Genomic DNA, 12547 nt, shown 5'->3' with positions numbered 1-12547 from the left:
TCACGGTCGCGGTCTGCTGACGCAAAAAAGCCCGCGCGAGGCGGGCTTCGAAGCAGGACAACGGGATCGAGGGCTCTTTCAATCCGGCAATTCGGCCGCGCCCATCCGCCGCGCAATCACGCGCGCGCGTTGCGTGAGATACGCCGAATTCCTGTGTTCATCGAAATACCTGGGGCGTGGCAGCATCACCGCGAGCCGCGCCGACTGCGCGGCCGTGAGCTTGCTCGCCGAGGTCTTGAAGTAGTACTGCGCGGCCGCCTCGGCGCCGTACACGCCGCTGCCCCATTCGACCGAGTTCAGATAGATCTCGAAGATGCGCTGCTTGTCCATCAGCGTTTCGAGCATCCACGTGATGATCAGCTCCTGGCCTTTGCGAATATAGCTTTTCTCGCGCGACAGAAACAGGTTGCGCGCAAGCTGCTGCGAGATCGTCGAGCCGCCGCGCACGATCCGGCCTTGCGCCTTGTTGCGCTCCCACGCCTGCAGGATCGCGTCGGTTTCGTAGCCTTTGTTGTTGACGAAGTTCGCGTCTTCGGACGCGATGATCGCGCGCTTCAGGTTGCGCGAAATCTGCTCGTACGGCACCCACGTTCGCTGCACCGACAGATCCGGCCGGTCCTGCGACAGACGCCATGCGTCCGAGCGCATGAACGCGGTCGAACGCGGATTGACGACGTTCCAGATTGCGATCTGCGCGAAGTAGTACGCCTGCGTCGCGAGCCAGGCGATGGCCACGACCGCGGTCAACCAGGCGAGCCAGCGCAGCGGGCCGGACTGGCCGCGTGAACCGCTGGCGCGCCGCGTCGCTGTCATGGTGCGTGCTATCCGCGCGCCGACGTTACGCGGGCGACGGCGCCGTCAGCAGCGCGCGCAATTCGGCGAGCACCGGCGCACTGTCCGGACGCACGCCGCGCCACACATGGAACGATTCGGCGGCCTGCTCGACCAGCATGCCGAGTCCGTCGGCGCCGCGCGCGCCGAGTTTCGCCGCGTGCTGCATGAAGATGGTCGGATGCGCGCCGTACATCATGTCATAGGCGAGCGTGCCGTTGCCGAACGCGCAATCGTCGCACTCGGGCAGCGACGCATCGAGGCTGCCCGCGGTCGCGTTGACGATCACGTCGTACCGGCCCGCTTCGATCGCGCGCGCGCTGCCGCCGGTCAGACGGCAGTGCGCGCCGCTGGCAGCCTGCGCGAACTGGTCGACCAGCGCCTCGGCCTTCTGCGCCGTGCGATTGACGATCGTCAGCGTATGCGGTGCGCGCTCGAGCATCGGCAGCACGACACCGCGCGCGGCCCCGCCCGCGCCGAGCAGCAGGATGCGCGCGCCCTTCAGCGACACGCCGAGATTCACCTCGATGTCGCGCACGAGGCCGACGCCGTCCGTGTTGTCGCCGTAGATGCCGTCGGCGTCGACCCGCAGCGTGTTGACCGCACCCGCCGCCGCCGCGCGCGGCGACAGCGTATTCGCGAATGCATGCGCGTCGAGCTTGAACGGCACCGTCACGTTCAGGCCGCGTCCGCCCGCTTCGATGAACGCGCGCACGTGCGGCACGAACGCGTCGAGCGGCGCGAGCAGATGACCGTACTCGACCGGCTCGCCGGTTTGCGCGGCGAAGCGGCCGTGGATGAACGGCGACTTGCTATGCCCGACGGGGTTGCCGATGACCGCGTAGCGCTCGCGCGTTGGGTTGCCGCTCATCGTCCCGGCTCCGTGATGTGTTGGTCGTTGTCGGCGTTGTTCGCGGCGTCGTTGCCGTCGCCGGCCGCCGCGGATTCGTCTGCGCTGGGATTGTCGTTGGGATTGCCGCCGTCGGCTTCGGCTTCCGCTTCAGCTTCGGCTTCGCTTTCGGCGCTGTCGTCGGATGCGTCGAGCAACTCTTCCTCGCTCTCGTCCTCGCCTTCTTCGGCTTCGGCGCCGCTCGTCACGGTCGGTGCATCGAGCACGTGCAACAGACGCACCGACGCTTCGATCGTCAGTTCATCGATCGACATGACTTCCATCTGCAAACGCGTGCCGCGCGCATGCACGCCGAGGCCCGGCACGTGCAGCAGCAGCGGAATTTCCTCGAGACGCACGAGGTCGCCCTTCACGACCGACGCGACCACCTGCTTGCGGTTTTCCTGCGTGAGCCAGCGCAAACACCAGAAGTACTCCATGCGACGCTGATAGTCGGCGTACGCGGTGTAGGTGTCGTCGAAGCCTTGCACGACCGCGAACAGATCGGCGTCCTTCGGCTTGAACGGCGCGGCGAGCTTGGCGGTCACGCCATGCTGCACGCACGCGATCAGCTGCCACTGATTCACGAGGTCGACGTAGCGGCGCAGCGGCGACGTGCTCCACGCGTACTGCGTGACGCCGAGCCCTTCGTGCGGCGCGGCGTTGGTCTGCATGCGCGTGCGCTTCGGGCCGCTCGGCACGCCGAACGCGCGCTGCGTGCGATAGATGCCCGGCACGCCGTGATCGTGCAGGAACCCGCCCCACGACGAGTTCGCGAGAATCGCCAGCTCGGCGACGATCGTGTCGAGCGGCGAGCCGCGCCGACGCGGCGTAATCGTGACGTGCTCGCCGTCGACGTAGAAATTGAAGTCGGTATTGCGCTGCACTTCGCGGCGCAGGCCGTAGCCGGCGCGCGCGGTCTGGCGCTTTTCGAACAGCGCTTGCGCGAACGGCCACAGCACGGCGATATCGTCCTTGTGTGGATACTCGCCGGTGCCCTCGGCGAGCGCCTTCTCGGTGACGATTTCGTCGAGCGTGTTGTGGCGCAGATTGTTCTTCACGAACACGCGCTCGGCGCGCGTTTCGCTCGCGACGATCTCCTGCGTCTCGCGATTGACGATCACGTACAGCGACAGCGCCGGCCGATACCCACCCTCGGCAAGCGTGAAGGTGTCGACGACGCTGTCGGGCAGCATCGTGATCTTGTCGCCGGGCATGTAGACCGTCGACAGACGCGCGCGCGCAATCGCATCGACGTCGTCGCCACGCTGGATGCCGAGCGCCGGCGCGGCGATGTGCACGCCGATGCGCACACGGCCGTCGGCCAGATGCTCGACCGAGAACGCGTCGTCGATTTCGGTCGTGGTGATGTCGTCGATCGAGAACGCCTCGACGTCCGCCTGCGGCAGATCGTCGGGCACGTTCGCGGCCGCGACGGACGGGAAGCCGGTGCCGTGCGGGAAGAACTCGGACAGGAACTTCGCTTCGTGCAGCGCGCGCGGCGACGCGATCGCGCCGCATTCGAGCATCAGCCGCGCCTGCGAGATGCCGCGCGCGGCCGCGGCGCCCTCGAGCGCCTTGTACTCGATCGTGTTCTTGTCGGGCTTCGTCAGGAGCGCGAGCCCCTTGCCGCCCGCGAACGCTTCAGGCAGACGGCCTGCCTTCAGCTCTTCCTCGTACTGCGCCTGCACGAGCGCCTGCTGACGCTTGCGCTCGAGGCCCGCGAGCGCCATCTTCAGTTGCTCTTGCGGCGCGCGCTGGTACATGCCGCGGCCCTTGCGGCGGAAGTACACCGGCGAGCCGTGCATGCGCAGCACCAGCGCCGCGCGCTCGATCGCGCCGAAGCTCGCGCCGAAGTACTCGGCGCCCAGCGTCGCGAACGGGAATTCATCGTCCGGCGCGCATTCCCACAGGAAGTCCAGATCGATCTCTTGCGCCAACGCGTCGGCCTGCTGCATCAGTTCGGCCGCGGTGGGCTTCTCGAACTCGATCAGCACATCCTTCGCGCGCACCTTCGCGCGCCGCCCGCCCGGCAACTCGACCTGAAACGCGTCGCCCTGGCGCGACAGCACGCTGCCGGCCTTGAAACTGCCCGATTCCTCGAAGAAGACGTTCACTCAATACTCTCGTTCTGACTTGCGTCTGCCGTCGCGCCCGACGCCCTGTGGCGATCGATCACTGCATGCGCGGCACGGCAACCTGTTCGTGATAGTGAATCCGCGGCGCGCACTGCGCGTGCCAGCGGGTTGAATCTTGCGACCAGCGGTGGCGGTCGGTGTGCCTCTCTGACTGACGTCCTGGCAGGGTTCGGTGCCGCCGCCCTTGCATGCCGTCAGGCCGCCGCGCGCGGCGCCGGCGGCTCGACATATTCGGCGTCGCAAAAGGCCAGCACGTCGCCGAGATACTGCGCAAACTCGCTGATCGCGTGGTCGCTGCCCTCGATCAGCGTGGTGCGCGCGCCCGGATAGTGCGCGAGCATTTCGCGGTAGTCGAGCACTTCGTCGCCGGTGGCTGCCATCAAATAATAGCGTTCGGGCTGCGTGATCGACGCCACGCCGAGCGCGCGCAATTCATCCAGATGATGCGGCTCGACGACGATGCTGCCGCCACCGTGCCACAACGGCTGCTCGCCGAGATACGCGCTCAGGTCGCGCTGCGGCACGACCGCCGGGTTCAGCAGCACGGCCGGCCAGCCGTGTTTCTCGGCCAGATGGGTGGCGAAGTAGCCGCCGAGCGAACTGCCGATCACGGTCACCTGCCGCGCATCGCCCTTCGCGCGTGCGTCGGCGACCAGCGATTCGGCGAGCGCCACGGTCTCGAACGGCGACACCGGCAGCATCGGGCAGCACCACTCGTCGGCGCGACCCAGCTCGGCGAGACGCGCCGCGAGCAGGCGCGCCTTGAACGAATTCGGCGACGAACGGAAACCGTGCAGATACAGAATCACGACGCGCCTCGCGTCGAAAGACCGTCGAGCAGTTTCTGATGCACGCCGCCGAAGCCGCCGTTGCTCATCACCAGAATCTGGTCGCCGGGGCGCGCCGCGTGGACCACCGCCTTCACGAGCGCGTCGAGGTTGTCGAACGCCTGCGCCTTGCCGTCGAGCGGCGCGAGCGCTTCGCCGAGGTTCCAGCCGAGCGCGTCGCGCCCGCTCGGCGCGCCGTAGCCGAACACGAGATCGGCGTCGGCGAGGCTCGCCGGCAGTTGCGCTTTCATCACGCCGAGCTTCATCGTGTTCGAGCGTGGTTCCAGCACCGCAAGGATTCGCGTGTTGTCGCGGCCGACCCGCGCGCGCAGGCCGGCCACCGTCGTCTCGATCGCGGTGGGGTGATGCGCGAAGTCGTCGTACACGGTCACACCCTCGACGCTGCCACGCACTTCCATGCGGCGCTTCACGTTGCGAAAGCCGGACAGCGACTTCGCGGCCTGCGCGGGCGGCACGCCGACATGGCGCGCGGCGGCGATCGCGGCGAGCGCGTTCAGGCGGTTATGCTCGCCCTGCACCTGCCAGTCGACCACGCCGACGCGCTCGCCGTTGTGATAGACGGCGAAGCGTTCGTCGACGGGCACGCCCTGCTCCGCCGCCTGGATCTCCCAGCCGCCCTGGACGCCGAAGCGCTCGACCTCGCTCCAGCAGCCGCGCGTCAGTACGCGCTCGAGCGCGTTCTCGCGGCCGTTCGTGACGACGCGGCCCAAGCGCGGCACCGTGCGGATCAGATGATGGAACTGCGTTTCGATCGCGGCGAGATCGGGGAAGATGTCGGCGTGATCGAATTCGAGATTGTTCAGCACCGCCGTTTTCGGGCGGTAATGGACGAACTTCGAGCGTTTGTCGAAGAATGCGGTGTCGTATTCGTCGGCTTCGATCACGAAGAAGCTCGAATCGGTGAGCCGCGCCGACACGCCGAAATTCAGCGGCACACCGCCGATCAGGAAGCCGGGGTTCAGGCCCGCGTCTTCGAGCAGCCAGGTCAGCATCGAGCTCGTAGTGGTCTTGCCGTGCGTGCCGGCCACGGCCAGCACCCATTTGCCGTTCAGCACGTGCTCGCCGAGCCACTGCGGACCGGACACGTACGGCAGGCCGCGGTCCAGAATCGCTTCCATCAGCGGGTTGCCGCGCGTGACCACGTTGCCGATCACGAATAGATCCGCGTTCAGGCCGTTCAGTTGGTCCGCGTCATAACCCTCGATCAGACCGATGCCTTGCGCCTCGAGCTGCGTGCTCATCGGCGGATAGACGCCGGCGTCGCAGCCGGTCACCGTGTGGCCCGCATTGCGCGCGAGCACCGCGAGACCGCCCATGAAGGTGCCGCAGATGCCGAGGATGTGGATATGCATAAGCCTGTCGTGCCGCGGGGGCGTTTCTTGCGAGGGATGAGAGAGCCACAGGACGGTCGGAACGTCCGTCTGCAAAGGACGCCTATTGTAACCGACGCGACGCGCGCTGCCCCCTGCCGGCCACGCCAGGCGCCGCCCCGTGCGGGCCGCCGAACCGCGTCGCAGGCTCGATCGAGTATCATGCAAGGATGGTCCGCAAATCACATTTCGATCCGCAGCGCGTGCGCGAGGAAATCGCAATCGCGGCGGCACGCCTGATTGCCGAAGACGGCCTGGATTACGCCAGCGCGAAGCGCAAGGCGGCCCGGCAGGTCGTCGGCGAGACTCGTGTTGCCGGCGAATGGCTGCCGGACAACGATCAGATCGAAGAAGAAATCCGCGAATATCAGTCGCTGTTCCAGAGCGACAGCCAGCCGGCGCTGCTGCGGCGCCTGCGCATGATCGCGGTCGACTGGATGGAGCGGCTCGCGCCGTTCAATCCGTATCTGACGGGCGCGGTGCTCGGCGGTACGGCCGGCGAGCATTCGGATGTGCATCTGCAGGTGTTTTGCGACAACCCGAAGGAAGTCGCGATCTACATGCTCAATGCAAACATCCAGTACGACGTGTCGGAAACGCGCCACTTCGCGGGCCGCGGCTACGTGGAGACGCTGAGCTTTCTGTGGCGCCCCGCGGGCGAGCGCAACGCCGAGCCGGTCGGCATCCACGTCGCGCTGTACGAAACCGACGACCTGCGTGGCGCGGTACGCGCCGACGCGCGCGGCCGCACGGCGCGGGCCAATTTGCCGGCGGTGCAGGCGCTGCTCGACGGCGACGAAGTGCCGTCCTTCACCAATTGATCAGACAGAACGGAGCACGATGAATACGAGACGTATGCTGGCGGGCGCGCTCGTCGCGCTGATTGCCGCGGGCGGCGGCGTACTGGCCAATCACTGGCTCAATCGCGGTTCCGACGTCGCGAACGCGGCGCAGGCCGGAGCGCACGCCGGGGCGCAGGCCGTAGCGCAGCCTGCCACCTCTGCGAGTCCCGTGCAGCAACTGTGGACCGCGCCGGTCACGAACGTCGACGGCAAACCGCAGTCGCTGAACCTGCTCAAGGGCCACCCGATCGTCGTCAACTTCTGGGCGTCGTGGTGCGCTCCGTGCGTCGAGGAAATGCCGGCGCTGTCGCAGATCCAGCGCGAGTACGCGAAGAAAGGCATCCAGTTCGTCGGCCTCGGCGTCGACTCGGAAAAGAACATCCAGACCTTCCTGCAGAAGGTCAAGGTCGCGTACCCCATCTACGTGACCGGCTTCGGGGGCGCCGACCTCGCGCGCGCGTTCGGCAACAATGCGGGCGGTTTGCCGTTTACCGTCGTGATCGACGCAAAAGGCAACATCCGCTCGACAAAATTGGGCCAGATCGACCCGACGGCGCTGCGTCAGACGCTCGACGCGCTGTAAATTTCCCGATTTCCCACGCTATGCTTTTGGCATGCGATTCCGTGCAGAACGAGCAAAAATACGCGGATAATTCCCGAATTTGAGTGAAGTTGGACCCAAGGCTGCGCGGCGGCCCGCGCCGGCCGTCGCCGCGTACGCGCGCAAAACTAGACAAGTTTCTCTAATCAGCGCTAAAGTGCGCGCAATTCCACGGAAAAAGAAGCGACCATGACGCGACTGCTGGTACTGCACGGACCCAACCTCAATCTTCTCGGCAGCCGGGAACCCGAGGTCTACGGTCGCGTGACCCTGCCGCAGATCGATCAGGCGCTGGCGGACCGCGCAGCCGACGCAGGCGTCGAACTCGCGTCGTTTCAGAGCAATCACGAAGGCGCACTGGTCGACCGTATTCAGGCGGCCCGCACCGAGCAAACCGATTTCATCCTGATCAATCCCGCCGCGTACACACACACGAGCGTGGCCATTCGCGACGCACTGGCGGGGGTCGGCATCCCGTTCGTCGAGATTCATCTGTCGAACGTGCATCGCCGCGAACCGTTCCGGCATCACTCGTATTTCTCCGACCAGGCTGAGGGCGTCATTTGCGGCCTCGGCTGGAAGGGGTATCTGTACGCGCTCGAATTCGCGCTCGACCGGCTCGCGGCCGGGTCGTCGCGCGGCTGAATCCAAACACGTCCAATTTGAGCCGGCTACTGCGACTTGCACACGCCGGCACACTACGCATTGAAAAGGGGCAACCTGATGGATCTACGTAAACTCAAAACTCTGATCGACCTCGTCTCGGAGTCCGGTATTTCCGAACTCGAAGTGACCGAGGGCGAAGGCAAGGTCCGCATCGTCAAGAATGCGCCGCCGGTTTACGTCCAGCCGTCCGCCTCATACGCCGTACCGCAATTCGCACAACCCGCACCGTTCGGCGCTGTCGAAGCACCGGCAGCCCCCGCGGGCGCTCCGGCCACGCCGGCCGCCGCCGCACCGCAGGGTCACGTCGTCACCTCGCCGATGGTCGGCACGTTCTACCGCGCGCCGTCGCCGGGCGCCGATCCGTTCGTGCAGGTCGGCGACACGGTCAAGGAAGGCCAGACCATCTGCATCATCGAAGCGATGAAGCTGCTCAACGAGATCGAGTCGGACAAGTCCGGCGTGGTCAAGGAAATCCTCGTCGAAAACGGCCAGGCGGTCGAATACGGCCAACCGCTGTTCGTGGTCGGCTAACGCGGCACGCACGATTTGCCGCCCGCGCGCCGCTCGTCCCGAGGCGCGCGACCGATCCTCTGCGGCAGCCGGCGTCGTGACCGACCCGGCGCCCATTGATGAGTCGAAAACCCGCTATGTTTGAAAAAATCCTCATTGCCAATCGTGGCGAGATCGCGCTTCGTATCCAGCGCGCCTGCCGCGAGCTCGGCGTCAAGACGGTCGTCGTCTATTCGGAAGCCGACAAGGAAGCCAAGTACGTGAAGCTCGCCGACGAGGCGGTCTGCATCGGCCCGGCACCGTCGAATCTGAGCTATCTGAACATGCCCGCGCTGATCAGCGCGGCCGAAGTCACCGACGCCGAAGCGATCCACCCCGGCTACGGCTTCCTGTCGGAGAACGCCGACTTCGCCGAGCGCGTCGAGCAGTCCGGCTTCACTTTCATCGGCCCGCGTCCGGAAACGATCCGCATGATGGGCGACAAGGTCACGGCCAAGCAGACCATGATCAAGACCGGCGTGCCTTGCGTGCCGGGTTCGGAAGGCGCGCTGCCGGACGATCCGAAAGAAATCGTGAAGATCGCCCGCCAGGTCGGCTATCCGGTCATCATCAAGGCGGCGGGCGGCGGCGGCGGCCGCGGCATGCGCGTGGTCCACACGGAAGCGGCGCTCGTCAACGCGGTCATCATGACCCGGGAGGAAGCCGGCCGCGCGTTCGGCAACCCGCAGGTCTACATGGAGAAATTCCTCGAGAACCCGCGGCACATCGAAATCCAGGTGCTGGCCGACTCGTTCAAGAACGCCGTGTGGCTGGGCGAGCGCGACTGCTCGATGCAACGCCGTCACCAGAAGGTGATCGAGGAAGCGCCGGCGCCGGGCATCGCGCGCCGTCTGATCGACCGCATCGGCGATCGTTGCGCGGACGCGTGCAAGAAGATGGGCTATCTCGGCGCGGGCACCTTCGAGTTCCTGTATGAGAACGGCGAGTTCTACTTCATCGAAATGAACACGCGCGTGCAGGTCGAGCATCCGGTGACCGAACTGATCACCGGTGTCGACATCGTGCAGGAACAGATCCGCATCGCGGCCGGCGAGAAGCTCACGTTCCGTCAGCGCGACATCCAGTTCCGCGGCCATGCGATCGAATGCCGGATCAACGCCGAAGATCCGTTCAAGTTCACGCCGTCACCGGGACGCCTGACCTCGTGGCATATGCCGGGCGGTCCCGGCATCCGCGTCGATTCGCACGCCTACAATGGTTATTTCGTGCCGCCGAACTACGATTCGATGATCGGCAAGCTGATCGCTTACGGCGCCACGCGCGAACAGGCGATCATGCGGATGCGCATCGCGCTGTCGGAAATGGTGGTCGAAGGTATTCAGACCAACATCCCGCTGCACCGTGAGCTGATGCTCGACGCGAAGTTCGTCGAAGGCGGCACCAGCATCCACTACCTCGAAAACCGGCTGGCCGCGCGTCAGCAGGTCGCGGAAGAAGCGTAAGTCATGAGCTATCGGGAACTGGTTGCCGAACTGGCGCGCGAGCACGCGGAGGAGTTGTCCGACGCGCTGCTCGAGCTGGGCGCGCTGTCGGTATCGGTCGAAGACGCCGACGCCGACACGCCCGACGAGCAGCCGCTGTTCGGCGAGCCCGGCCTCACGCCGGATCGCACGGCATGGCAGCATTCGCGGGTGATCGCGCTGCTCGCGCCGGAACACGATCCGGCCGTGCTGCTGACCGCCGCGGCCAACGAGATCGGACTCGATGCCGCGCCGGCATATACCGTGCGCGAGGTCGAGGAGCAGGACTGGGTGCGGCTCACGCAGTCGCAGTTCGATCCGATCCAGATCGGCGAGCGCATCTGGGTCGTGCCGTCGTGGCACGATGCGCCGGACCCCGACGCGCTCGTGCTCGAACTCGATCCGGGTCTCGCGTTCGGCACCGGCAGCCACCCCACTACGCGTCTGTGCATGGAGTGGATCGAGCAGTCGATCAAGCCCGGCCAGTCCGTGCTCGACTACGGCTGCGGCTCGGGCATCCTCGCGATTCTCGCGAAGAAGTGCGGCGCCGATCCGGTGATCGGCATCGATATCGATCCGCAGGCGGTCGAATCGGCGCGTCACAATAGCGAACGCAATCACGCCGAAGTCACCTATGGCCTGCCCGACGCCTGTCCGGCCGGCGAATTCGACGTCGTGGTCGCGAACATTCTCTCCAATCCGCTCAAGCTGATGGCGTCGATGCTGTCGTCGAAGGTGAAGCCGGGCGGCCACATCGCGCTGTCGGGCATTCTCGCCCGCCAGGCCGAGGAGGTCGCGCAGGTCTACGCGCGCTGGATCGATATCAGCGTGTGGCGCGAACATGAAGGTTGGGTGTGCCTCGCCGGAACGCGCCGCGAAAGCAATTAGAATAAGGCGTATTGTCAACCTAACGGCCTCAGGCTCAACGGCTCGATATGCACCTGGCGACGCGTTGCCCCTTCTGCGAAACTGTCTTCCTTCTGCAACCGGCGCAGCTTGCGCAGCGCCGCGGCCTCGTGCGGTGCGGGCATTGCCAAGAAGTCTTCGACGCGTCGAGCAGTCTGTTCGACGTCTCCGAAGGCGGCGATTTTTCCACGGCCAAACCGGTTGCCGCCGCGGCGGCAATCGAAGCGCTGTCGGGTGTGCGGCAACCCAACCCGGACTTCAGCGGGGTCGCGTGGGACCCATGGGCGCCGGCTTCGGAACAAGACTCCACCAGCATTTCCCGCAGCACGCTGGATGCCCGTTTGCGCGACCACGTGAGCAGCGTGCCGCTCGCGCCGCTGCCGCCTGGCGGCAACGAGCACGCACCCGTCGCATCGGACACTCCTCGCCAGGCGACCGAACCGGAATTGCGCGCCGGCGCTTTCACGGCACCGCTACCCGCGGACGATGAGCCGACGCTGGCCGACGCGCCGCTCGAACCCTTCGCCTATCCCGCCGACAATGCGGTCGATGAACCACCTGTCGTCCCGCCCACCGCGTCTGCTCCCCCACCGCGAGTCGAAGACGAAGCGCCGCGCGTCTGGCACAAGATCGAACGCCCCGAGCCGTCCACGCTCGATGAACCGGCGCTGCGCGAACCAGCAAGTCTGCATGGCATGCCCGACAACGAGCCGCACTTCGGCCCGGTCGGTGGGGGCGTGGGCGGCTTCGGCGCCGCCGCAGGCATGGCTGCCGCAGGTGCTTCGGGCGCCGGCGGTCCCGGCGGCCCGCGCCCGCCGGGCGGTCCGTCGCTCGCCCCATCGAGCGGCGAACCGTTCTCGGTCAATCCGCCCGTCAGCGATGGCGACGATCCGTTCCCGGTCGTGCGCGAAACCCGCCCGGTGGACGCCGGACGCGTCGGCTGGATCGTCGCCGGTGTGGTGCTCGCCGCGCTGCTCGTCATTGCGCTGCTCGCGCAACTCGCGTGGTGGCAACGCGAGACCGTGATGGTCAACCTGCCGCGCTCGCAGATCCTGTACGCGCAGGCCTGCGCGCATCTCGGCTGTCAGCTGACGCCGCCGCACGACCTCGAAGGCTTGCTGGTCGAGCCGTCCGATCTGCGGCAGATCGACGGCCCGCACAAGCTCGAGTTGAAGATGCCGCTGCACAACCGCCTGAACATCGCGCTCGCCTACCCCGCGATCGAACTCACGCTGCTCGACGATCAGAACAACGTCGCCGTGCGGCGCGTGCTGTGGCCGCAGGATTACGTGCCGCCCGGCACCGTGATCGCGTCCGGCCTGCCCGCGCACGCGACGCAGACGATGATCGTGCACCTCGACACCGGCAGCGCGATTGCCTCCAATTTTCGCGTACAGATTTTTTATCCGTAACGCACCCTCGCGCG

Annotated in this window: 12 protein-coding genes; 7 read left to right on the top strand and 5 right to left on the bottom strand. The window is 66.4% G+C overall.

Features of this window, described 5'->3' with window-relative positions; genetic code table 11:
- Positions 1 to 78: 78 nt before the first annotated feature.
- The 5 genes from mtgA to mpl form a co-directional block, all read right to left on the bottom strand.
- Positions 79 to 813, bottom strand: a complete 735-nt coding sequence (gene mtgA, locus OKW39_RS14630; RefSeq protein WP_184058505.1) for a monofunctional biosynthetic peptidoglycan transglycosylase — start codon at positions 811 to 813, stop codon at positions 79 to 81.
- Positions 814 to 838: 25 nt separating this feature from the next.
- The gene (aroE, locus tag OKW39_RS14625) at positions 839 to 1702 is read right to left on the bottom strand and encodes a shikimate dehydrogenase (RefSeq protein ID WP_429362939.1); all 864 of its coding nucleotides are present in this window, start codon (positions 1700 to 1702) and stop codon (positions 839 to 841) included.
- Positions 1699 to 3837: a ribonuclease catalytic domain-containing protein gene (locus OKW39_RS14620; RefSeq protein ID WP_429562924.1), complete on the bottom strand. Its 2139-nt coding sequence runs from the start codon at positions 3835 to 3837 to the stop codon at positions 1699 to 1701. Before OKW39_RS14620 ends, aroE begins: the two co-directional genes overlap by 4 nt.
- 215 nt (positions 3838 to 4052) lie before the next feature.
- Positions 4053 to 4667, bottom strand: a complete 615-nt coding sequence (locus tag OKW39_RS14615) for a YqiA/YcfP family alpha/beta fold hydrolase (RefSeq protein WP_429362936.1) — start codon at positions 4665 to 4667, stop codon at positions 4053 to 4055.
- Positions 4664 to 6058: a UDP-N-acetylmuramate:L-alanyl-gamma-D-glutamyl-meso-diaminopimelate ligase gene (gene mpl / locus OKW39_RS14610; RefSeq protein ID WP_429562923.1), complete on the bottom strand. Its 1395-nt coding sequence runs from the start codon at positions 6056 to 6058 to the stop codon at positions 4664 to 4666. Before mpl ends, OKW39_RS14615 begins: the two co-directional genes overlap by 4 nt.
- 188 nt (positions 6059 to 6246) lie before the next feature.
- On the opposite strand from mpl, the gene OKW39_RS14605 reads away from it, so the two are divergent.
- From OKW39_RS14605 to OKW39_RS14575, 7 genes are all read left to right on the top strand, one after another.
- Positions 6247 to 6897 (top strand): UDP-N-acetylmuramate--alanine ligase, encoded by a 651-nt coding sequence (locus tag OKW39_RS14605; RefSeq protein WP_090801898.1) that lies wholly within the window; start codon positions 6247 to 6249, stop codon positions 6895 to 6897.
- A gap of 19 nt (positions 6898 to 6916) precedes the next feature.
- A complete protein-coding gene (locus OKW39_RS14600) occupies positions 6917 to 7501 on the top strand; it encodes a TlpA family protein disulfide reductase (RefSeq protein ID WP_429562922.1) in 585 nt (194 codons plus the stop codon).
- 207 nt (positions 7502 to 7708) lie between these two features.
- Complete coding sequence (aroQ, locus tag OKW39_RS14595) at positions 7709 to 8164, top strand: type II 3-dehydroquinate dehydratase (protein ID WP_090801901.1); 456 nt, start codon at positions 7709 to 7711, stop codon at positions 8162 to 8164.
- Positions 8165 to 8242: 78 nt separating this feature from the next.
- Entirely contained in the window at positions 8243 to 8716 is a 474-nt protein-coding gene (accB, locus tag OKW39_RS14590; protein WP_090801903.1) for an acetyl-CoA carboxylase biotin carboxyl carrier protein, read from the top strand.
- A 116-nt stretch (positions 8717 to 8832) separates the two neighbouring features.
- Positions 8833 to 10197 (top strand): acetyl-CoA carboxylase biotin carboxylase subunit, encoded by a 1365-nt coding sequence (gene accC, locus OKW39_RS14585; RefSeq protein ID WP_090801904.1) that lies wholly within the window; start codon positions 8833 to 8835, stop codon positions 10195 to 10197.
- Positions 10198 to 10200: 3 nt separating this feature from the next.
- Positions 10201 to 11103, top strand: a complete 903-nt coding sequence (gene prmA, locus OKW39_RS14580) for a 50S ribosomal protein L11 methyltransferase (RefSeq protein WP_090801906.1) — start codon at positions 10201 to 10203, stop codon at positions 11101 to 11103.
- Positions 11104 to 11150: 47 nt separating this feature from the next.
- Positions 11151 to 12533, top strand: coding sequence for a DUF3426 domain-containing protein (locus tag OKW39_RS14575; protein ID WP_429562921.1), 1383 nt, complete (start codon positions 11151 to 11153; stop codon positions 12531 to 12533).
- The last annotated feature ends 14 nt before the right edge of the window (positions 12534 to 12547 follow it).

It is taken from the genome of Paraburkholderia sp. MM6662-R1 (genome assembly GCF_050436245.1).
Classification (GTDB): domain Bacteria; phylum Pseudomonadota; class Gammaproteobacteria; order Burkholderiales; family Burkholderiaceae; genus Paraburkholderia; species Paraburkholderia tuberum.
The sequence above is the reverse complement of the archived record's forward strand: the minus strand, read 5'-3'. Positions and strand labels throughout refer to the sequence as shown.

Excerpts from the sequence above, each read along its gene's own strand:
- mtgA (WP_184058505.1), bottom strand. The coding sequence starts at position 813 with ATGACAGCGACGCGGCGCGCCAGCGGTTCACGCGGCCAGTCCGGCCCG.
- aroE (WP_429362939.1), bottom strand. The coding sequence starts at position 1,702 with ATGAGCGGCAACCCAACGCGCGAGCGCTACGCGGTCATCGGCAACCCC.
- mpl (WP_429562923.1), bottom strand. The coding sequence starts at position 6,058 with ATGCATATCCACATCCTCGGCATCTGCGGCACCTTCATGGGCGGTCTC.
- OKW39_RS14605 (WP_090801898.1), top strand. The coding sequence starts at position 6,247 with ATGGTCCGCAAATCACATTTCGATCCGCAGCGCGTGCGCGAGGAAATC.
- OKW39_RS14600 (WP_429562922.1), top strand. The coding sequence starts at position 6,917 with ATGAATACGAGACGTATGCTGGCGGGCGCGCTCGTCGCGCTGATTGCC.
- aroQ (WP_090801901.1), top strand. The coding sequence starts at position 7,709 with ATGACGCGACTGCTGGTACTGCACGGACCCAACCTCAATCTTCTCGGC.
- accB (WP_090801903.1), top strand. The coding sequence starts at position 8,243 with ATGGATCTACGTAAACTCAAAACTCTGATCGACCTCGTCTCGGAGTCC.
- accC (WP_090801904.1), top strand. The coding sequence starts at position 8,833 with ATGTTTGAAAAAATCCTCATTGCCAATCGTGGCGAGATCGCGCTTCGT.
- prmA (WP_090801906.1), top strand. The coding sequence starts at position 10,201 with ATGAGCTATCGGGAACTGGTTGCCGAACTGGCGCGCGAGCACGCGGAG.
- OKW39_RS14575 (WP_429562921.1), top strand. The coding sequence starts at position 11,151 with ATGCACCTGGCGACGCGTTGCCCCTTCTGCGAAACTGTCTTCCTTCTG.